The organism is Hylemonella sp. W303a, assembly GCF_046452315.1.
In the GTDB taxonomy this organism is placed as follows: domain Bacteria; phylum Pseudomonadota; class Gammaproteobacteria; order Burkholderiales; family Burkholderiaceae_C; genus Hylemonella.
Genome location: NZ_JBKFDG010000011.1, coordinates 1 through 21410, shown reverse-complemented (window position 1 = coordinate 21410; position 21410 = coordinate 1). Strand labels below are relative to the sequence as shown.

The following is a 21410-nucleotide window of genomic DNA, read 5'->3' as shown; positions in this document are numbered from 1 at the left end:
ACGCCGGGACGCGCCGACTTTACACAAACGCAGCGGCATGTAAGCTCGTCGGATGACGCAGCAGGTACTCCAAGATTCAACACAACAGCCCGCGTCGACCGCCGTTCCCCGTCGCATCCTGCCGGTGATCGTGCTGTCGCAGTTCGCGGCGACCACGTTGTGGTTCGCCGTCAATGCGGTCATGCCTGACTTACAGCAAGCATGGGCGTGGCCGCCCGACGCGGTGGGACGCCTGACATCCTCCGTGCAATTGGGGTTCGTGGCGGGGACCTTGGTCTTTGCCTTGCTCATGGTGGCCGACCGATTTTCGCCCTCGAAGGTGTTCATGGTTTGCGCCGTCCTGGGAGCCTTGGTGAACGCCGCCACGCTTGGGGTGGACGGCAATCTCGCAGGGTTGTTGGTGCTGCGTTTCGCTGTTGGCTTCTTGCTTGCCGGCGTTTATCCCGTGGGCATGAAAATCGCCGCCAGCTGGTACCGCGACGGTCTGGGGGCCGCCATGGGTGTTCTGATTGGCGCCTTGATCTTGGGCACCGCTTTGCCGCATGGCCTGCGTGCTTTGGCGACTGTGCTGCCGAGCGCCTCAGCCGGGGTCGACGACGATTGGACAAGCGTGGTCGCGGTGTGGAGCTTGGCGCCCTGGCAGGCGGTGGTACTGGGCGTGTCGCTCCTCGCGGCCTTGGGCGGGTTGCTCACGGCTTGGCAGGTGCCCGACAGTCCCTGGGCGCGTCGCGCCAGTCAGGCCGTGGGCGGCGGCGCTCCCTCAGGATTGAAGCTAGGCGCTCTCGTTTTGATCTGGCGCGATCGCAAGCTGCGGGCGTCGGTCTTCGGCTATTTCGGCCACATGTGGGAGATCTATACCTGCTTTGTGCTGGTGCCACTGGTCGTTGGCCTGCGTTTCGCGGGCGCGACGCAGAGCGCCTGGGCCTTCGCCATCATCGGCGCGGGCTTCATCGGCTGCGCGGGCGGTGGATGGTTGGCGCGGCGGCACGGCAGTGCCCGTGTTGCCCAGGTGCAATTGGCGGTCAGCGCGCTCTGCTGCCTGCTTGCGCCACTCATGCTGAAGGCGCCGGATGCCTTGTTCCTCGTCTGGCTGCTGGTGTGGGGCGTGACGGTGTCGGGCGACTCGCCGCAGTTTTCGGCCTTGACCGCGCGCAACGCACCTCAGGCGGCGGTAGGCAGCGTGTTGACCTTGGTCAATTGCATAGGTTTCTTGATCTCGGTGCTCAGCATCGAGCTGTTCACCCGGGCCTTACCCCATTTGGCGCTGGCCTGGCTCTTGCCGTTGCTGGGGGCCGGGCCCTTGCTGGGACTGTGGATGTTCCGTCCGCTGCTCAAGCCCTAGACGCGCCGACGTCCGTTGCCGGTCCGCACGGGCGCCATTTCAGTCGGCGTCAGGCCATTCGTTGAAGGGAAAGGGCACATCCTCGCGGGCGAAGCTCAGGAAATCCGCGATCTGCCGCAGGTAACGCCCCAGACCTCGGCCAAAGCGGCGCAGGCGTTCGTTGCTTTCGTCGCTGGCGATGCTCAGCAGCAACTGCACCAGTGCGACCGCGAAAAGCAGTGTGACGGCCAAATGCAGGGCCAGCCCCATCAGCACCATGTAAATGACGCGCGGGATCAAGCGGCGCTTCTTGCCTTGAACGGCTGCGGCATGGTCCTGGTCAGGCGGGATTGGGTGATCGCTCACGGTCCTTGCTCCTATCGGTTGGGGTGGCGCACTGTACCTAAGCCGCCGGCGGCTCGTGCCTTAAGCTCACGCCATGAAGGATTTAGAACTGCCCTACGCCGTGCGGCTGTACAACACACAAGGTGACAGCGATGCGCCCGATCTGGACACCGCCCGTCAAGTCGCGCAGCGGCGCTTCGCGCTGATGCTGCAAGACAGTTTGGGCGACGCCGACATGGTGCTGCCGGTGTACCAGGCCTACCAGCGCATCGCGCAGGCCTATGGTGATCCGCCCGACCTTGTGGCGCTCACGGACGCCGAACGTGAGATCGCCGAGGCATGGCTGGCCGCCGAGCGACTGGCCATGGACGCCGTCTTTGGGCCTTTGCGCGGCATGGGAGATGGCGACTATGAGATCTTGCCTGCAGATGGAAGATGAGGGCGCGCGGGGCCACTGGGGGTATCCCACTGGATCACTGGCCGTGCAGGTCGGATAATCCGGCCATGGCTCTCTTCACCGAAACCTCCACTGTCACCCACGGCATTCAACTTGCCGTGGCGCCGGTGTTTTTGCTCACCGCCGTGGCCGGCATGATCGGCGCGGTCGCCGGCCGGCTGGCGCGCATCATTGACCGCGGCCGCACGCTCGATGAGAAATTGCGCATCAACGCCGAACCGGCCTTGGCCCAGCACTGGGTGATGGAATTGGCCGCGCTGCGGCGGCGCGGCCTCTTGGCCAACACCACCATCGGCCTGCTGACACTGTGCGCCTTCGTGATCGGCCTGACCATCGTGCTGCTGTTCCTGGGCGAGACCACGGAGTTCAAGATCGACCACTACGCCATCTATGGCTTCCTCGCGGGGGTGCTGTGCTTCATGGCCGCGCTGGGCTGCTTTTTTGCCGAGACCTTGTTGGCGGCCCGGGTGCTGAAATTCCGCCAACTCGGCGACGACTGATTCAGCGCCGCCGCTGCTCAGTCTTTCTTGCCCGGGGGCAGCAGGCCGCGCAGGGCATCCAGGGTGTCCTGGGCCCAGCCGCGAAGCTGTTGTCGCAGTTGCCGCGTCGGCGCGATGTCGGCGTAGGCGATGCGCCACTGAAGGTCCTCATAGGGTCCTCGCAACTGCACCGGCACAGTCACTCCTCGCAGGCTGTCCAGCGACTGCAGCGTCGTGTCCGCCCCGGATTGCAGGGCGGCTGGCGCCAGGGTGACCCGCAAGGTGTAGTCCAGTCGCCTCTCTGCCAGCCAGGCCGTGCCAGTGCCTGCGGCGCGCCAGGGCGGCGCCTGGAGGTTCAGGTCTTGGCTGCGCGCGACGCCGTCTTCAATCTGAAAACTCACGCGCAAGCGCTCGAACTGGGTGCGCCAGGGCGACCTTGCCGCCTCGGTACGCGGCGGGGTCGGCGGTGGCGACGCAGCGGCGCGACCTGCACGGTTGCTTGAACCGACTTGGCCCAGACCGGCGCGCAGCACCTCGGCGATGTTCAGTCCCACGGAACCGTCCTGCAGCTGCAAGCCCACGCTGCCATTCAGGTGGCGCGCGTAGGCACCGGGCGTGGTGCCGCCGCTGCGCAGGTCGAGCGCCATATTGCCTCGGCCTTCCAGCCAGTCGATGCCCCATCCGTCGCGCAGCAGCGGCCCGATGCGCACGTCCCGCAGGTCCAGCTTTGCCGAGATGAAGGGGGTCGCGGGCGAGGCGCGGGGTGTCTCGGGCATCTCGTCGTCAAGATGAATGCGCAAGGCCCCGTGCACGCCCCCGTCGTAGAGGGAAGCGGTCAGCGGATTCAGATCGATGCGGCGTCGCTTGCGGCCTTGGCTCTCTTGCAAAGGGAGGTCCTGCGCCTGCGCCTGCAGGCGCAGGTGCTGGAGTTGCAGGTTCATGAACCGCAGCGAGGCCACGCGCAGCGTGCCTTGCAAGTCCACCTCATCGAGTCCAAGGTCATGCACCCAGCGCAGCAGAGGGACGGCGCTGGGCGGCCGGGCGCGCGCGCCTGGGCTGGCGTTCGCAAGCGCGGCGCGGTCGGCCGAGGGGGCACCCACCGCCTGCGGCATCGAGGCTTCGGGCAGGTCGGTCGTCGAGGAGTTGCCGTCGGGTCCCGCAGCGGTTGGCCGCAGGGGCTGCGCGAGAGGGTGCGACTGGTAGTGGTCCAGGTCCAAGGTGCCCAGGTTCAGGTCAAAGCGCAGGATCGCCGACGCCTCGGTGCGGCTGGCGTCAAGGACGAACGTGGTTTGGTCCCATGTGCCTTGCAGCAGCATGTGGAAAGCGCGCGGTGGGCGGGACAGGGTGCCGTGCGTCGCGGCTTCTGGCGCCTCCAGCCCGATTTGTCCTTGCAACTGCAGCGGCCGAGACAAACTGGCGGCATCCAGCACGGTGGCGTGCAGCTCGAGCGCATGGGTGAGCGGCGGAGCCAAGCGCGGGTCGGCGATCGCATGGTTGCCGCTGGAGGTGGCTGGTCGCGTTGGGGGCGTGGTGTTGCGTGGCGCCGGCCCCGTGAGTCCGTTCACGCCCGGGGTCGGATTCGGACCCGTTGCCGCGAGCGGGGCGAGGTTCAACTCCAGCGTCGGCAGGGCGTACCGTCGATCAGGAGCGGGCCAGAGGTTCAGCCCCTCAATGCGCAGCCGTCGAACCTGGACTGTCCCGCGCAACAGAGCGAGCGGGTCCAGGGTCATGTGCATGCCTTGAGCCGTGGCCACGGAGCGTGCGGGGGTTCCCGTGCTCATGGCTTCCCCTGCGGACAGCAGCGACAGCGGGCCCCATGCGAGGCCGAGGCGGGGGGCGAAAGTGAGCTTGGGGGCGGCTGCCATGAGTTGGTAGCCGGTTTGGCCATGGATGTGCTCGGCAATTTGACGCGCCTGAGCTTGAGCGTCGAAGCGCGCCGCGATCCAGGCCAGGCCTGCCATCAGAACGAGCACGATGACCAAGCCCAGCATCAGCAAGGAGCCGAGCAGCCTGCGCAGCAGGCGCGGCCAACGGCGACTGGAAGCGGCGGCGGGCGGGGGCGGTTGGTCGTTCACGGTCATCTTTGGATTGTCGCCGCGCGCGGCAGCGGGCCGGCCTCAGGTCAGCCACATGCCCACGAGTGCGCCTGCGCCCAGCAGCCAAAGCAGGTGCAGCCGCGTGCGCCACACCAGCAAGGCGGTGGCTGAAGTCAGCAGCCAGAACGGACCCGCCTCGCGCACGGCCGAGGCCAGGTCATGGAATGCCTCGGACTGCGCGCTGGCAAGAATCCAGCCCGTGGAGATCAGCAAGGCCACCACCACGGGCGCAAGCCCCTGCTTGAAGGCACGCACGGCACGTTGTTCACGGTGGGCATGGCTCCAGCGCGCGGTCAGATAGACCAGCGTGGAGCTCGGCAACAGCACGCTGACAAGGCAGGCCAGGGCGCCGAGCAATCCCCACGCCATGGCGCTCCCTCCCGCGCCCTGGTTGAGCCCGACGTTCCAGCCCAGCAAGGCAATGAACAACACATTGGGGCCGGGTGCCGCCTGTGCAATCGCAATCGACGCGTTGAACTGTGTTTCGCTCAGCCAGCGCTGCTCGGTCACCAGAAAGCGGTGCATGTCTGGCGTGGTCGTGATCGCGCCGCCCACGGCCAACAGCGAAAGCATGGCGAAATGCAGCACCAGTTGCAGCCAGTCCATCAAGCCCAGGGAGAGCAGGGGGGCAGCCAAAGCGCTCATGATCGTGCCCCTGTGCCATTGGCGGAGTGCCGTTCAAGGCGTTTCAAGCGCGACCAGGCCAGTGCCCAGCCCAGGCCACCCAGCCCCAACAGCACCCACACCAGGGGCCACCTCAGCCAAGCGATGGCAACAAAGCAGGACAGGCCCAAGAGCAGGCACTGGGCCGGATGCAGGGGATTCTGTTTGAGCGTGGCCAGCAGTTTCAAGCCCGTGCCCATGACCAGTCCGGCCGCCACCGCGCCCATGCCATGCAGTGCACCGGCCACTGCAGGGTGGCTTGCGTAGCGGGCGTGCAACCCAGCGAGAGCCAGCAGCACCAGCAAGGGCGCGCTCAGCATGCCCGCCATCGCGGACAGCGCGCCACGCAGGCCGAAGTGACGCGCGCCGAGCATCAGCGCGAGATTGACGATGTTGGGGCCAGGCATGATCTGGGCCACCGCCCATTCTTCGACGAACTGGCGGTCGGTCATCCAGCGCTTGCGCTCCACGAGTTCGCGCTGCGCGACGGCGGCGACCCCGCCAAAGCCCTGCAGGGCCAACACGGTGAAAGACACAAAGAGGTCCGTGCAGGAGCGTGGCGCCGATGGGGCGGCGGCGTCCTTGGACTCGGACGCCGACTTCTGGGGTTCGGTCATGGGGTCAAGCGGGCAGGCTCCGGCCGCGGGTCGCCCAGGCACGGCCTTGGGTGCGCAGCAACTCCAGCAGATCTTCCAGCGGCATCGGCTTGCCATAGAGCCAGCCCTGGGCCAGCTGAACGCCGCGCTCGCGCAGGTAATCCGCTTGGGTTTCGGTTTCGACCCCTTCGGCGATCATGGACAGGCTCAAGGTCTTGGCCATGTCGATGATGTGCGGTAGCACCAGGCTGGCCGCCGCTTGGGCGTCGATCGCGTCGACGAAGGATTTGTCGATCTTCAGGATGTCGAGTTCCAGTCCCGCCAGGACCGACAGGCTCGAATGCCCAGTACCGAAGTCGTCCACCGCCACTGGCACGCCGTGGTCGTGCAGGCGGGCGATCTGCTTGGCCGCCGCCTTGGCATCGGTGACGTTGCGCTCGGTGATCTCCACCACCAGGCTACCCGCGGGCGCTTTCATCGCGCGCAGGCCCCGCAGCAATTGGGTGATCGAGCCATCGGCTTCAAGGTCCTGAGCGGAAAAGTTGATGCCGAGATGAAAATCGGATTGCATCGCCAGCAGCGCGGGCAGGTCTTTCAATGCGTTGTCGATGACGTGGGCCGTGATCGCGCGGATCATGCCGCTGCGTTCGGCCGCGGGAATGAACAGATCGGGTGACATGGGCAGGCCCTCGGGCCTGCGCCAGCGCAGCAGGGCCTCGGCGCCAACGCAACGACCCGTGCGCAAGTCCACCACCGGCTGATAGTGCAGGTGAAACTCCTGTCGTTTGAGGCCCAGGCGGATTTCACCGGGCAGGCTCAGACGGCGGTGCGTGGCCAAGGCCACCGCGGCCACCAGCAAAAGGCCCGCCACCGCGCCCAGCGGCAGAAGGATCAAAGCCTGCCGCTGCATGCGCTCGCGCAGACCCACGCGCGAGATCGCCACCAGCGCGGTGAGGTTGTTCTGAGCCGAGTGGCGCCGCACCAGCAAGTGGTCCGGCAGCTCAGCGTGGCCAGCGGTCAGCGCTGGGTCATTCATCAGTTGGAGCGGCTCGATGGGGCCGCGTGACTGAAGAATCAGGGGCGGCGACCCGATCAAGACGGCCACCGTCGTTTCCTGGTCGTGCAAGGCCAAATCAAAGACGAAATCGGGGTGCACCGCGACCATCCAGCCATCGCGCTCGAAGACATTGAGGTGCAGCCCCGGCGCGTAAGGCAGCACCACGTCGCGCCAGACCTGAACCCCACTGGAGACTTGCACATCGCTCGGTCCCAAGGCGATGCCGTTTCTGTACTGACCCATCGAGGAGCAGACCAAGCGGCCCTCTCGCACCGCGCCCACGTCCTTGAGGTAACTCAGTCCCATGGTCAGCTCGCGCATCAGGGCCAGCGTGGCGTCGGAGCAGTCTGCTCGCGCGGCTCCGCGCAAGGTGTCCAGGGCGAGGTAAATCTGTTGGCGCGCGGCGGCGGAGCGACGCAGCATTTCATCCGCCAGGGAGCCTGCGTAGTCCAGCTCCGCGCGCAGCGCCTCATGCGAGGCCCAGTACAAGGATGCGGCAATGGGTGCCGTCAAGGCGGTGAAACCCAGCACGCAGGCAAGGATCAGCGATTTGCGCATAAGTTCGGCGGCAGGAATGTGGTTCATCTTACCCGCGCGGTGATGCATGGCGGCAACGTCCAAGACGGGGAGAGCCCGCGAAACTGACCCGCTATGTTGTAATGAAAACCCATGTTCCGCATCGCCCCTCGACCCGTTTCGCGCTGGGTTTCCGTCACGCGTCAGCTGTCCTGGACCATGGGCGGATTGATCGTCGCCTTGCTGCTCCTGCTGGCGGTGCTGGGGTATGGCGCGATGAGTTGGGCGGCGTCGCGCTTGGCGCCCATCCTGGCAAGGCAGACTGCCGATTTGCGTGCGGAGGCTGGCGCTGCCGTCTTCCTTCAGGCTCAGAACAGCGTGTCGCGCCTGCAGGAGGAGTTGCTCTTGCGCTTGGAGCAACAAGATCCTGGCGAGGCTCGCCGACGCTTCAACGCCTTGTTCGCCCCGGGTTGGGATGGCGTCTGGCGCTTGCGCCCAGAGCGCTTGGACACGGAAAGCGCGCCTACGCTGTACCTCAATCCCGGCCCGCGCGGCCCGAGCGATTCGATGCGTCTGCGCGCCGTCGTCAGCTATCAGTTGCTGCGTGAGCAAGGTCCGGCGCTGGCCCCGCCGTTCTTTTCCGCCTACATGGATTTCGTGGAGAACGGCCTGATGGTCTATGCCCGGGGGCGCGATTGGGGCGGCGCCGCCCACGCCGATGCCACCAACGCCAACTACCCCACGATGACGGGCTCGCGTCCAGAGAACAATCCGCAGCGCAAGCTGTTCTGGACGCCGGTCTATTTCGATGAGCAGGCCCAGGCCTGGATGGTGTCGGTCATCCAACCCTTGGACTGGCGCGGCGCCTGGGTCGGCACCGTGGGGCACGACATCGTGATCCAGACCTTGATCGACGCCGTGCGCGCGCGCAGCGCCGAGGGCGGCCTGCAGATGATCCTGAGCGCGGACGGCCAGCTCATCGCCCACCCGGACCTGCAAAATCACATCGTGCAAGCCGACGGGCAACTCGCCATTGCCAGCCTGGGCGATCCGCTGCTGACCGAGGTGCACGCCTTGATCGCGGCCGAGGAGGGCATGGGTGGCGCCACCGGCGGCGCTCGACGCATCGGTGCAACGGGTGGCGACAACGGCCACGAAGCCTACTGGGTGGCTTGGTCTCGCATCAAAGGGCCAGACTGGCGTTGGGTGCAGCTCTTACCACAGTCCCAGGTGGACCAAGTGCTGCGCTGGGGCACGGCCTTGGTCTTTTTGATCGGAATTCTGGGCTTGTTGCCCGCCCTCGCGTTCATGCGCGTGCTCATACGCCGCATCGTGACCCAGCCCCTGCAGCGCTTGACCGTGGCGGTGGATCAATTGGGGCAAGGCCGCGTTCCCGCGCCCATCGCCCTCAACGGCGCCGACGAACTGGGGCGCCTGGCCCGGGCGTTCGATGGCATGGTGTTGGAGTTGCGCGCGGGTGAGGCCGCGCGCCGCCGGTACCTGACCGGCCTCGAGGAAGAGCATGCCCGTCTGCTGGCGCTGCTCGGTGCGATGGACTTGGGCATCATCTTCGTGAACGCCGACCGACAGGTCCAGTATTGCAATCGGACCTTCCTGCGCATTTGGCGGATGGACGAACAGGCCAACCTGGTCGGTCGGTCCGTGGGGGACGTGCTGGTCGGCTCGGCCGTGGAGATCGTGCAACCCGAGCATTTCTCCAGTCATCTGCGCGAGGTCCTGGGAACCCACGAAACCACGACCACCCACGAAATCGCCACGGCCGATGGTCGCGTGATCGTGCAGACCGCCTACCCGGTGCGGGACGCCGAAGGCCGCTTCATCGGCCAGCTCTGGATCCACGAGGACGTCACGCGTGAGCGGCAGACGGCCGAGCAACTGGTGTACCTCGCCGAACGCGACGCCTTGACGGGGCTGTTCAATCGCCGCCGCTTCGAGGACGAATTGGCGCGCTTCATCCAGGAATCACAACGGCGACACCGGCATGGCGCGCTGCTGTTCTTTGACCTGGACGAGTTCAAGCACATCAACGACACCTTCGGTCATCGCGCCGGGGATGCCGTGCTGATCCGGGTGGCCTCGGAGGTTGGCGCGCTCACCCGGCGCAACGAGCTGCTATGCCGTCTGGGTGGTGACGAATTCGCCGTGCTGATGCCCGACGCGCGCCAAGAAGAAGCCGAGCAACTGGCCGAACGCATCGTGCGCGCCATCGCTTTGATTCCCTTCCGCCTCGACGGACAGAACCTGCGCCTGACGTCCAGCCTGGGCATCGCGCTGTACCCCCATGGCTCGGTGAGCGCGGAGGAACTGGTGGCGCACGCCGACGCGGCCATGTACCAAGCCAAGGAAAGCGGCAAGAACGCGTGGCGGCTGTACGAGCCGGGGCGTGACAGCTCGCGCAAGATGATCACCCGCCTGGGCTGGAACGACCGCATCGCGCGGGCGCTGGAGCAGGGGCTGTTCCGCTTGCATTACCAAGGCGTTTACCACGCATGCGACGGCACGGTGTCCCACCTGGAGGTGTTGATCCGCATGGTGGACGTGGACGATCCGTCCCACCTCATCATGCCGGGGCAGTTCATCACCCACGCCGAGAAGAGCGGCAAGATCCTGGACATCGACCGCTGGGTGGTCCGTGCCAGCATCGAGCAGTTGGCCGCGAATCCGGACATGCCGCCGCTGGCCGTCAACATTTCCGGCCGCTCCTTTGACCAGAACAGTTTTCCGAACTACATCGCCGAGATGCTGCGCATCCATGGTGTGCAGCCCTCGCGCTTGCTCGTCGAGCTGACGGAAACTTCCGCGGTGTCCGACCTACAGGATGCGGAGTGTTTCATCGAGGCCTTGCGCCAGACCGGTTGCCAGACTTGCCTGGACGACTTCGGCGCCGGTTTCGCGTCCTTTGCCTACCTCAAGCACCTCAAGGTCGACCTGCTCAAGATCGACGGCCTGTTCATCCGAGACCTGCCCAAGGATGGCGACAACCAGATTTTCGTGCGCGCCATCGTGGATGTGGCCCGGGCCCTGGGCAAGCGCACGGTGGCCGAATTCGTGGAAGACCAGCCAACACTGGACATGGTGCGCGCCCTGGGCGTGGACATGGTTCAGGGCTACCACCTGGACTGCCCGCGATCGGACCATCCCGCACTGGCCCGGGCGTCTCAATCACAAGCGGCCTCCGATCCGGTGTGAAATCAGCGGCGCGCTGACGTCCCCGCGCGGCGAAACCGGGCTTGTTGACCGGCCGCTTTGGCCGGGTTGGGGCAGGGGCTTGAGCACATGGTTTGTGCAAATCCGGGACAATCGGCGGTTTGGTCCGCCTCCACACGGGCGGGCTGCCTCGATGCCATGCAAGCCTATTCCGACGTTTCCTTCTTTCCTCGCGCCGCCAAGCCTTTGACGAGCTACCGGCCCTATTGGGCCAAACGCTTTGGCACGGCGCCCTTCCTGCCCATGAGCCGCGCCGAGATGGAGCGCCTGGGCTGGGACAGCTGCGACGTGATCCTGGTGACGGGAGACGCCTACGTGGACCACCCCAGCTTTGGCATGGCCGTGGTCGGGCGCGTGCTGGAAGCCCAAGGGTTCCGTGTCGGCATCATCGCCCAGCCGGATTGGCAAAGCGCCGAGCCCTTCAAGGTGCTGGGCAAGCCCAATCTGTTCTGGGGCGTGACCGCGGGCAACATGGATTCCATGATCAACCGCTACACGGCCGACCGCAAGATCCGCAGCGACGACGCCTACACCCCCGGCGATGTCGGCGGCAAGCGCCCCGACCGCGCGGCCATCGTCTACAGCCAGCGTTGCCGCGAGGCCTATCCGGACGTGCCCATCGTGCTGGGTGGCATCGAAGGTTCCCTGCGCCGCATCGCGCACTACGACTACTGGAGCGACAAGGTGCGCCGCAGCATCGTGGTCGACAGCAAGTGCGACTTGCTGCTCTACGGCAACGCCGAGCGCGCCTTGGTTGAAGTGGCGCACCGCATCGCCGCCAAGGAGCCGGTGCACGAGATCACTGACGTGCGTGGCACGGCCTTCGTGCGGCGCGAAAGCCCGCCGGGCGATGACCCGTGGTTCGAGATTGACTCCACCGAGGTGGACACGCCCGGCCATGTCGAAGAGCACATCAACCCCTACATGACCACCGCCGAACAGGCCGCGGCCCAGGGTCAGAGCTGCAGCAAGTCGGACGGCGAGGAGGGCGGCGGCAGGGGCACTGGCCAGGGCGCTGACCAAGGTGGTGCCGTGGCCACCGCCGTCATGCCCGCCGTGCAGCCCATCACCTTCATGGCCAATCCAGCCTTGCACGGGCGCGGCAGCATCAAGCGCCTGCCGCGCGCGCGCACCGTCATCCGCTTGCCCAGTTTCGAGCAGGTCAAGTCCGACCCAGTGCTTTATGCCCACGCCAACCGCGTGCTGCACCTGGAAACCAATCCGGGCAACGCGCGTGCCTTGGTGCAGGCCCACGGCGAGGGAACGACCGCGCGGGATGTCTGGATCAACCCGCCGCCCATCCCGCTCACCACGGCCGAGATGGACCACGTGTTTGGCTTGCATTACGCGCGCAGTCCGCACCCGAGCTACGCGGATGAGAACGGCAGCCACGACGGCGCGACCAAGATCCCGGCTTGGGAGATGATCCGCTTCAGCGTGAACATCATGCGCGGCTGCTTCGGCGGCTGCACCTTCTGCAGCATCACCGAGCACGAAGGGCGCATCATCCAGAGCCGTTCCGAGGAATCGATCATCCAGGAGGTCGAGGACATCCGCGACAAGGTCAAGGGCTTCACCGGCGTTATCAGTGACTTGGGCGGGCCGACGGCGAATATGTACCGCATCGGCTGCAAGTCGCCCGAGATCGAAGCTGCCTGTCGCAAGCCCAGTTGCGTCTACCCGGGCATTTGCCAGAACCTCAACACCGACCACTCGGCGCTGATCAAGATCTACCGTCGCGCCCGCGCGCTCAAGGGCGTGAAGAAGATCCTGATCGGCTCTGGCCTGCGCTATGACCTGGCAGTCAAGAGCCCTGAGTACGTGAAAGAGCTGGTGCAGCACCACGTGGGGGGCTACCTCAAGATCGCGCCCGAGCACACGGAGCAGGGGCCGCTGTCCAAGATGATGAAACCGGGCATCGGCAGCTACGACCGCTTCAAGCAGATGTTCGAGAAGTACAGCGAGGAGGCGGGCAAGAAGCAGTACCTCATTCCGTACTTCATCGCCGCGCACCCGGGCACGCGCGACGAGGACATGATGAACCTCGCGCTCTGGCTCAAGAAGAACGGCTTCCGCGCCGACCAGGTGCAGACCTTCTACCCCAGTCCCATGGCCACGGCCACGACCATGTACCACACGGGCCTGAACAGCCTCAAGGGCATCCATCGCGACGTGGGTGAGGAGGGGCGCACCGAGAAAGTGGACATCGTGCGCGGCGAAAAGCGCCGCCGTCTGCACAAGGCGTTTCTGCGTTACCACGACCCGAACAACTGGCCTCTGCTTCGCGAAGCACTCAAGGCCATGGGCCGGGCCGACCTGATCGGCAACGGCAAGCAGCACCTGATACCGACCTTCCAGCCGCTGACGGACGGCGGCTACCAGAGCGCGCGGCGCAAGAACAGCACGCCACCGGGCAAGACCACAGTCACCGCGCGGGTCACGGGGGGCAGCACCGGCACAGGCATGGGCCCGAGTGCGTCTCGATCCACGGCGACGCCGCCCAAGGGACGTATCTTGACCCAGCACACTGGCCTGCCACCGCGCGAAACCGGGAGTGCTCGCAAGGGGCGGCGCAACGGGTGAGCCTCAAGACACCGGGACAAGACACGCAGCCTGCGTGGTGCCCTGGCTTGACTGCTGCGCGGGGCGTTGCGGCCGAGCCCAGACGGCTCAGCTCGCGTAATCCAAGGGCAGGGCGGTGGTGAACTTCAGTTCTTCCATCGCGAAACTGCTGCTCACGTCGCTCAGCGCCACCGAGCGGATCAGGCGCTGGTACACCGCATCGTAGGCGGCGATGTCCGGCACCACGACGCGCAGCAGGTAGTCCACGTCACCGCTCATGCGGTAGAACTCCAGCACCTCTGGAATCTGGCGCACGGCTTCGCGGAACTGCTCAAACCACGCCGGGTTGTGCTGGCTGGTCTTGACCGAAACAAACACCGTGACACCCAGGTTGAGCTTGCCTCGGTCCGCCAGCGCGACGTGGCGCGTGATGTAGCCGCGCTCGCGCAAGGCCTGCACGCGACGCCAGCAGGGAGATGTGGAGAGGTTCACGGCCTCCGCCAAGGTGGCCAGCGGGGTTTCCGCGTTCTCTTGCAGCAGCGCCAGCAGCCGCCGGTCGATGGCATCCAGTTTCTTGCTCATCGGCAAATTATGGGATGGATTGCCTAGGCTCAGGGTACCAGAGAGCACCCTGATGCGGCTTGCCGCGCTGCCTTTTGATGCAGATCAAACCCAGCATCGGGCCAGACCCTGACGCCGGTCGCGGCCAGTCTGCATACCCCCCGGTGTGGGGCCGCCTTGTGAGAGCCCGGCCTGGCCATGCAGCCGGGACGGCTGGGGCCGAGGAGACTCAGGCGCCGAAATCCAAGGGCAAGCCGACGTAGTTCTCCGCGACGGAGCGCGCGCCCGTTTCGGAGTGGACGATGTAATCCAGCTCAGCCTCCTGCAACTTCTGGCCGATCTCGCCGTTCTCGGGGAAACGGTGCATCAAGGTGGTGAACCACCACGAGAAACGCTCGGCCCGCCAGATGCGCTTGAGGCAGCGTTCCGAGTAGTGGTCGATGCCCGCTTCGCTCTTGTCCCGGTAGAACTCGATCAGCGCGGCGCTGAGGTACTTCACATCGGTGGCGGCCAGGTTCAAGCCCTTGGCGCCCGTGGGCGGCACGATGTGGCCCGCGTCACCGGCCAGGAACAGGCGGCCAAAGCGCAGCGGCTCCGTGACGAAGCTGCGCAGCGGGGCGATGCTTTTCTCGATGCTGGGGCCGATGACCAGGTGCTCGCGCGCCTGCGGGTCCAGGCGCAGTTTCAGCTCGTCCCAGAAGGCCTGGTCGCTCCATTGCTCCACCTTGTCCGTCAAGGGCACCTGCAGGTAATAACGGCTGCGCGTGGTGCTGCGCTGCGAGCACAGCGCGAAGCCGCGTTCGCTGTTCACGTAGATCAGCTCATGGTGCACGGGCGGCGTGTCCGACAGCACGCCCAGCCAACCAAAGTTGTAGACCTTCTCGTACTCGCGGATCGTGGACGCGAAGCTGCTTTTCTTGACGGTCTCACGGCAGACCCCGTGAAAGCCGTCGCACCCCGCGATGAAGTCGCATTGCAGCTCATGGGTCTTGCCATCTTTCTCGAAAGTCACGCGGGGCTTGCCTGCGCCGAAATCATGAATCGCGACGTTCGCGGCTTCATAGATGGTGGTCAGGCCCGCCTGCTTGCGCGCGTCCATCAGGTCGCGCGTCACCTCGGTCTGGCCATAGACCATGACGTTCTGGCCGCCGGTAAGCTTGTTCATGTCGATGCGGTGGCGCCGCCCTTGGAACAGCATGTCGAAGCCACCGTGCACCAGGCCTTCCTTGTGCATGCGCGCGCCGACGCCGATCTCGTCCATCAGGTCTGTGGTGACCTGCTCCAGCACGCCAGCCCGGATGCGGCCCAGCACGTAGTCGCCACTCTGGCGTTCCACGATGACGGCGTCGATGCCAGCCTTGTTCAGCAGCGCGCCCAGCAGCAGGCCGGACGGACCGGCGCCGATGATGGCGACTTGGGTGCGGGTGGGGGTGGTCATGTGTTGCTCCTGCTGTGTTAGTTCATCGTGTGAGGCTGTGGACTGAAAGCTCCGCGAATGTCCCCCGCCAAGGCTTGCGCCTTGGCTCCTCCTTTATTTCGCTGAGCTTCCAGTCCACAGCCTCGCTTCCGTTGGAGCGTAGCGGTGCGCGACCGAAAAGAGGGGGTACTGCCTGTCAGCTTTGCGCGACAATCGCCACCACTGCGCGATGATCGCGCAAGGAATGCATGGAGGAGGTACCAATGATCGCCAAAGCCGATTTGATCGAGGGCATGGTCAAGGGACTGGCCGTGCTGGAGAGTTTCGACACCGAGCGCCAGCGCCTCAACGCCACCCTGGCCGCGCAGCGCGCGGGCATCACGCGCGCCGCCGCGCGCCGACACCTGCTCACGTTGGCCCACCTGGGCTACCTGGAGAGTGACGGTTCCTGGTTTTGGTTGTCCAGCAAGGTCTTGCGGTTCTCGGGCAGTTACCTGGCCTCGTCCCGCCTGCCGCGCGTGCTGCAGGCGCCGCTGGAGCGCCTGGCCTTGCGCACCGGAGAGTCTTTCTCGGCCGTGGTGCTGGGTGGTGACGAGGTCGTCATCGTGGCGCGCAGCAGCCCGGTGCACGCCGGCGCGCCATCCACCGTGCTGCCGTATGGCCTGCACCTGGGTGCGCGCTTGCCAGCCCACGCCACGTCCACTGGCAAGGTGCTGCTGGCAGCCTTGCCCAAGCCGGAGTTCGCCGCTTGGCTCAAGGGCCGGCCCTTGGCCCGTCTGACCGCCCATACCTTGACCGAGTCGCGCGCCTTGAGCGTGTTGATCGAGGCGGTGCGCAAGCAGGACTACTGCCTCAGCAGCGAGGAGCACGAACTCGGCGTGCACGCCTTGGCCGTGCCCCTGCGCGACAACCAAGGCCGCACCGTGGCGGCGCTCAACGTGGTGGCCGAGACCTCGCGCCTGTCGGCCGAGGATCTGAAACGTGATTTGCTACCCTTGCTTTGGGAAACGGCTGCGGCGGTGCGTCCAATGCTGTGAATCATTCGCCAAAGGGGTTCGCCACAGGGGTTCGCCACGCGGATTCGCCAAAGGGAGCTTGAGTCATGAAGAAACTGCTGGGCCACGTGGGCCTGGTCTTGCTGTGGTCCTGCCTTGCATCGCTGGTGCAGGCGCAAAGCCCCGACCCTCGCGTCGAATGGCGCACGGCCGACAGCGCGAACTTCCGCGTCCATTACCGGTCTGCGCAGCGCGTACAGGCTGAAGCCGTGGCCCGCGCCGCCGAGCGTGCCTACCCCCGTGTGGTCGAAGCCTTGCAATGGCGTTTGCGTGGGCGCACCGAAATTGTCGTGATCAGTGAGACCGACCTGGCCAATGGTTACTCCACACCGCTGCCTTTCAATCTGATCGGCGTCATGCTGGCCCCGCCGGATGAAGGCGAGCTGCTGGAAAACAGCGCCTGGCTGGACTTGCTGCTGGTGCACGAACTCACCCACGCCGTGCACCTGGACCAGGTGCGGGCCTTGTCCGCTGCAGGCCAGCAGATCTTTGGCAACATGCCCCTGTTCATACCCAACCTGTTCAACCCGTCTTGGGTGTTGGAGGGCCTGGCGGTGCAGGTGGAGAGCGGCCTCTCCGGCTCCCCCGGCGCGCAGGGCGACGGCGATGGCCCTTGGTCCGGGCAGGGACGCCTGCGTTCCCCGGCCTATGAAACCTGGTTGCGGGCCGAGCGCCAGCGGGGTTTCATCCGACTGCAAGAACTCAATGCCAATGGACGCGCTTTGCCGCTGTCCAAGCAGTACCTGTACGGCGCCTATTTCTACGATTTCCTGACCCGGCGGTATGGCGCCGACGCGCCCCGGTACTGGGTCACGCGCTACAGCGCCAATCCGCCTTTTTGGCCCCGTCTGAACAGCAACCCCGTGGCCGTCACTGGCAAGACCTTGGACCCGTTGTGGGACGAGTTTCTCGCGGACCTGAGCGCCCAGGTCGATGAACGCTCCGAGCCCCTGCGGCGGCAACCCGAGGCGACGGGTTCCCCCCTGACCGCGCAGCTGTTTCGCATTCCCTCGGTGGCGATGCAGGCCGATGGCGCGCTGCTGGCCGTGCTGGACGATGGGCTGGGCCCGCCGCAGCTGGTCCGTTTCGCGGCGGATGGACAGCGCGATGAACTGGCCCAGGTCAACGCGCAGGCGCGCGTGACCGCTGCGCCGGATGGCCGTGTGCTGATCGCCCAACCCGATTTGTGCGATGCCTGGACGCTGAGTTTTGACCTGCATGTGCTGCGTGATGGCCGTTTGGAGCGACTCACGCATTGCGCGCGTTTGCGCCGCGCTGTGTTTGCCAGTGCTGGGGACGCGGCAGGGCACGCGGCAGGGCACGGGGCAGGGCACGGGACGGGGATTGCGGCACTCAAGCAGGAGGCAGGGGTCACACGCTTGGTCTGGTTGGATGCGCAAGGGCGGAACGAACAGTTGCTTTACGAACCGCCCGCGGGCGTGGAGCTGATCGATCTGGCCGCCGATTCAACGCGCGTCAGCGTCGTGGCGCACCAGGCTTCGGATTGGCGCATCCTGCAGTTTGACCTTGCGCACCGGCAGGCTCCGCCCCGCACCGTCCTGCGCAGCGACCGGCCCTTGTATGGCCTTGCCACTGATCGCCAGGGGCTGACCCTGGTCCAGGCGGGCGAAGACGGTGTGCCCAACGTTTGGCAGCTCGATGATGCTGGCCTGCACCGCCTCAGCCATGCTTACACCGGCGTCGCGGCGCAATCAGGGCGCGCGGCCGATGGCAGCCTAGCGATGGTGACGGTGGTGCCGGGCGGCTATGAGTTGCGCCGCATGGCTGCCACCGCACCGCTGCAAACACGTCAGGTGGCACGGGAGGAGGCGCCAGCGTGGCCCGTCCCACCAGTTCCGCCCCCGACCCCAGCCCGTGAATCCCTGGGCGTGGACCGCTCGTATGCCGCCTGGCGCTCGATGTACCCCCGTTGGTGGTGGCCCGCCCTCATGTCGGACCATGGTCTTTTCACCGTGGGTGCGCAGACCAGCGGCGCCGACGCCCTGGGCTGGCACCAATACGCCGCCATGCTGGCCGCGGAAACCACGCAGAACGAAGCCGTGGGTAGCCTTGAGTATTTGTACCGAGGCCAGCATCACTGGTCGTTCAGCCGCAGCATCGAAGCGCGCGCCTGGACGGGCAAAAGCGACGACCAAGAAACCACGGCTTACAAGCTCGACACCCAAGCCCAATGGCTGAGCATGGCCCGCTGGCCCACCTTGGAGCGACGTTTCAGCCTGGGCTTGGGCGCCGCGTTGCAGCGCAGCGAATGGGTGGACGTGGAGAGCGAGAGCGCGCGCCGCCTCGAAGACACGCGTCTCGCTGCCGCCGTGATCGACTACGACAGCCTGGACGCCAACTGGTACAGCGAGGGCGCGAACCGGGGCTTGAACGCCCGACTGCTTTACGAAAGTTATTCGCCCTTCAAAGGCGAGGACGGTGATGATCTGCCTCGCGACCAGGACTATGACGGCGCGGTGCTGCGCGCCGACCTGCGGGGTTTTGTGCCCCTAGGCCGCAGCGTGCTGGGCCTGCGTTACACCGAGGCCCGCGCCCAGGGGCGAACCGAGGTCTTTCAGCTCGGCGGCGCCACGGACGAGCACCTGCAACTCGGCGTCCAACTCGCCAACCGCACGCTCGCGTTGCGCGGCTACAGTGGTGACGAACCGGAGCTGCAAGGCGCCAACGCGCGCGTGGCCAGCCTCGAATGGCGCACGCCCCTGGCCGACATCGATCGTCACCTCATGGTGCCCGCCGTCGGCATCAACCGCCTCTCCGCCAGCGTGTTCTACGACGTGGGTGGTGCCTGGGGTCGGGACGAGGACGCGCCTGCGCGCTACTGGCGTGGTGTGGGCGTGGAGCTGCTGGGGGAGGTTAAGCTGCTGTATGTCCTGGGGCTGCAGCTGCGCTTGGGGATTGCCCAGGGACTAGACGGGCGGCAGGAGACGCAGGGCTATCTCACGGTGGGGCGGGCGTTTTGAATGTTGGTTTAGCCACGATATGGAAAGCGAACACCCGATAAAGTCTTGACTCGATGATGAGTAGTAGGATTCAGTCCTCTTATTTTTTTCGCATGAATTATGTTTATTGCAAGACATTTGAGAACTAGGCAACCCTTGCTCCCCGCTATTGCAGCACTTATTTTTTTGACGGGTGCTCTCCCGGTTTATGCTCAAGCAACATCGGACATTTCGCTTCCGAATTGCCTGGCGGACAACACAAGCGGAAAAGATAGAAAAGACCTTGCTCGCTGGGTATTCTTCGCCATGGGGGTGCATCCCGAAATCAAACAGTATTTGGCTTCCGGTGCTGTCAACGCCAAAGATGAGGCAGACAAAGCGATGGCTGGTCTATTGACCCGTCTAATGACCGAGTCGTGTTCGACTCAAGTAAAAGCAGCGTTTAAACAAGGAGGACCAATTGCCATTCAGTCGGCGTTCCAGACGCTGGGGCAATTGGCTATGCAAGAGCTGATGACTGATGTGCAGGTTACCGTAAGCATGGGCGCATTTCAAAACTACATTGATCGGGAGAAGCTCAACGAAATGTTCGGTCGAAACTGATATCTTGTTTTCCCGATCAGGCCAGAACTGCTGGGCGCCGAAGCTTCTCGGCTGTATGCGCATTAAAACTAAACCCGTTCTTTAATGTGCGGCTTACGAGGTTTCTCCCAAACTCGACGGCAATCAATGGGAAGAGCAGTTTTATATTGGCAGTAAAGTCAGAGTAGCAGTCGAATTGCTCAACTAATTCATGAGTGCGTTGTAGAAGATTAGTCTCGCACTGGTTCTATTTGAACGGCTGTCTGGAATTGAGTGATGGCAGCTTTCATCTTCTCCGGGAACGCCTTCAAAAGATGATCCATCAATGATTGATCAAAAACGTGTTTTTGAGGATCGTAAGTTTGTTTGATCAACCGGGAAGAATGTTTCCAGCCTGTGGTTAGATGTGTGAAATGAGCGAAATAGCAGGATTCGCTATTGTGAATTTTCTTGAGTCCTTGAATTCGATGGTGTTCCCAGACTACTTCTGGTAAGAACGCTCGGAGCCAACTGTTTTTTCTTGAGATGCGTTCAGGTACAAGAACCCATTTGGGCTTGCCTCTTCGCTCGCCTTTTTCAAAGTGAAAATAGTCGGGAAAAGATTTTTCTTGACTATCAGAACTCCACGTGATTGGTTTCACGTTCCGAGTTTCGAAAGAAAGCCCTATCGATCGTCGATGCGAAGCTAATTCCTTTTCGATCGAAGTCCCCTTCATCACTAGCAATTCATCGATGTCTGGGTCTATCACCCAGGCAGCTTTGGACAGAAAGCGAAAGTGGGCATTTTCCCAGGCGCCACGCTGACAGAATGCAAAACGCGTAATGAGTCCGCCTGAAGCGCGACGCGCGTGGCCGTACTTAAAGTTCCAAGGCACGATTACGATTTCTACGCCTTTGATATCTGAAAGTGCGGTAGTCATCTCACTTATTGTGTATGCGTCGGAGTTGTTGTCATAAATGAGCACGCCATCGACGCCGTGATTGACTGCGTAATAAATGATCCAGTCTCTTATCCATGTAAGCGAGTTGTTTTTTGAGAGAGTAAATGCCACTCGCTTGCCAGCGAAAATCTGATTGCAATCGGGGTTGATCGGTAAGTTCCATTGGTGACCAAATGCAGATATGGAGAGCTCGCGCCCCGAGTGCAGTATGTGTATCCGATGATGCCGGGAATACTCTGAAGCCCGAATTTTTCGAGATACGTCAATACCATCAATATAGAACTTTCCCTTCAAGAAACCTTTGAGATCAAACAGCCTCGGGCCTGAGAGCACAGTCTTCCCATTGCTTGAAAAGACATCGTGAGCAAGAGTTTTGTAGTCCATCTGGCTTGCTTCAATTGCCTTCGATGGTGGAACTCTGAGCTCCGGCGAGCTTTCTGGCAATGCGATGGGTGAGACAGGAATGATGCGAAGAGCCATGAGATTTCTTTGGCGACGTTAAACAAAGCGCTGAGCCTATTTTTTTAGTGAATCTTTAAAATAATCGACTCAAGCATGAAATTGAGCAGTTATT

At 64.2% G+C, this 21410-nt stretch carries 16 protein-coding genes; 8 read left to right on the top strand and 8 right to left on the bottom strand.

The genetic code is table 11. From position 1 onward, the window contains the following. The first annotated feature begins 52 nt into the window (after positions 1–52). Positions 53–1342, top strand: a complete 1290-nt coding sequence (locus ACLBKS_RS16055) for an MFS transporter (protein ID WP_410193814.1) — start codon at positions 53–55, stop codon at positions 1340–1342. A gap of 39 nt (positions 1343–1381) precedes the next feature. Here the strand turns inward: ACLBKS_RS16055 and ACLBKS_RS16050 are convergent, their stop codons facing one another. Continuing rightward, on the bottom strand, positions 1382–1687 hold the full coding sequence (locus tag ACLBKS_RS16050) for a DUF4389 domain-containing protein (RefSeq protein WP_410193813.1): 306 nt from the start codon (positions 1685–1687) through the stop codon (positions 1382–1384). A 73-nt stretch (positions 1688–1760) separates the two neighbouring features. Between ACLBKS_RS16050 and ACLBKS_RS16045 the strand changes: the two genes are divergently transcribed. Next, positions 1761–2105: a hypothetical protein gene (locus ACLBKS_RS16045; RefSeq protein WP_410193812.1), complete on the top strand. Its 345-nt coding sequence runs from the start codon at positions 1761–1763 to the stop codon at positions 2103–2105. A gap of 65 nt (positions 2106–2170) precedes the next feature. After that, complete coding sequence (locus tag ACLBKS_RS16040; RefSeq protein ID WP_410193811.1) at positions 2171–2623, top strand: DUF2721 domain-containing protein; 453 nt, start codon at positions 2171–2173, stop codon at positions 2621–2623. A 17-nt stretch (positions 2624–2640) separates the two neighbouring features. Here ACLBKS_RS16040 and ACLBKS_RS16035 read toward each other — a convergent pair whose 3' ends face one another. From ACLBKS_RS16035 to ACLBKS_RS16020, 4 genes are read right to left on the bottom strand one after another with little or no spacing between them, the layout of a single operon-like run. Next, complete coding sequence (locus ACLBKS_RS16035; RefSeq protein WP_410193810.1) at positions 2641–4683, bottom strand: AsmA family protein; 2043 nt, start codon at positions 4681–4683, stop codon at positions 2641–2643. A gap of 36 nt (positions 4684–4719) precedes the next feature. Then, complete coding sequence (locus tag ACLBKS_RS16030; RefSeq protein WP_410193809.1) at positions 4720–5343, bottom strand: chromate transporter; 624 nt, start codon at positions 5341–5343, stop codon at positions 4720–4722. Further along, the gene (locus ACLBKS_RS16025) at positions 5340–5978 is read right to left on the bottom strand and encodes a chromate transporter (RefSeq protein WP_410193808.1); all 639 of its coding nucleotides are present in this window, start codon (positions 5976–5978) and stop codon (positions 5340–5342) included. The genes ACLBKS_RS16030 and ACLBKS_RS16025 overlap by 4 nt, the downstream gene beginning before the upstream one ends. Before the next feature lie 4 nt (positions 5979–5982). Further along, the gene (locus ACLBKS_RS16020; RefSeq protein ID WP_410193807.1) at positions 5983–7599 is read right to left on the bottom strand and encodes an EAL domain-containing protein; all 1617 of its coding nucleotides are present in this window, start codon (positions 7597–7599) and stop codon (positions 5983–5985) included. An 84-nt stretch (positions 7600–7683) separates the two neighbouring features. Here ACLBKS_RS16020 and ACLBKS_RS16015 point away from each other — a divergent pair, with 84 nt between their 5' ends. Both ACLBKS_RS16015 and ACLBKS_RS16010 read left to right on the top strand, forming a co-directional pair. After that, a complete protein-coding gene (locus tag ACLBKS_RS16015) occupies positions 7684–10740 on the top strand; it encodes an EAL domain-containing protein (protein ID WP_410193806.1) in 3057 nt (1018 codons plus the stop codon). Positions 10741–10896: 156 nt separating this feature from the next. Next, positions 10897–13341 (top strand): YgiQ family radical SAM protein, encoded by a 2445-nt coding sequence (locus ACLBKS_RS16010; protein ID WP_410193805.1) that lies wholly within the window; start codon positions 10897–10899, stop codon positions 13339–13341. A gap of 87 nt (positions 13342–13428) precedes the next feature. Here ACLBKS_RS16010 and ACLBKS_RS16005 read toward each other — a convergent pair whose 3' ends face one another. Both ACLBKS_RS16005 and pobA read right to left on the bottom strand, forming a co-directional pair. After that, on the bottom strand, positions 13429–13890 hold the full coding sequence (locus tag ACLBKS_RS16005; protein WP_410193830.1) for an Lrp/AsnC family transcriptional regulator: 462 nt from the start codon (positions 13888–13890) through the stop codon (positions 13429–13431). 220 nt (positions 13891–14110) lie between these two features. Beyond that, positions 14111–15319, bottom strand: a complete 1209-nt coding sequence (gene pobA, locus ACLBKS_RS16000; RefSeq protein WP_410193804.1) for a 4-hydroxybenzoate 3-monooxygenase — start codon at positions 15317–15319, stop codon at positions 14111–14113. A gap of 242 nt (positions 15320–15561) precedes the next feature. On the opposite strand from pobA, the gene ACLBKS_RS15995 reads away from it, so the two are divergent. The 3 genes from ACLBKS_RS15995 to ACLBKS_RS15985 all read left to right on the top strand — a co-directional run bounded on the left by ACLBKS_RS15995 (position 15562) and on the right by ACLBKS_RS15985 (position 19916). Then, positions 15562–16335: an IclR family transcriptional regulator C-terminal domain-containing protein gene (locus tag ACLBKS_RS15995; protein ID WP_410193803.1), complete on the top strand. Its 774-nt coding sequence runs from the start codon at positions 15562–15564 to the stop codon at positions 16333–16335. A gap of 65 nt (positions 16336–16400) precedes the next feature. Beyond that, on the top strand, positions 16401–19334 hold the full coding sequence (locus ACLBKS_RS15990; protein WP_410193802.1) for a hypothetical protein: 2934 nt from the start codon (positions 16401–16403) through the stop codon (positions 19332–19334). Between the two features lie 135 nt (positions 19335–19469). Next, a complete protein-coding gene (locus ACLBKS_RS15985) occupies positions 19470–19916 on the top strand; it encodes a hypothetical protein (RefSeq protein ID WP_410193801.1) in 447 nt (148 codons plus the stop codon). A gap of 209 nt (positions 19917–20125) precedes the next feature. Here ACLBKS_RS15985 and ACLBKS_RS15980 read toward each other — a convergent pair whose 3' ends face one another. Continuing rightward, positions 20126–21316, bottom strand: a complete 1191-nt coding sequence (locus ACLBKS_RS15980) for a glycosyltransferase family 92 protein (RefSeq protein ID WP_410193800.1) — start codon at positions 21314–21316, stop codon at positions 20126–20128. Between the last annotated feature and the right edge of the window lie 94 nt (positions 21317–21410).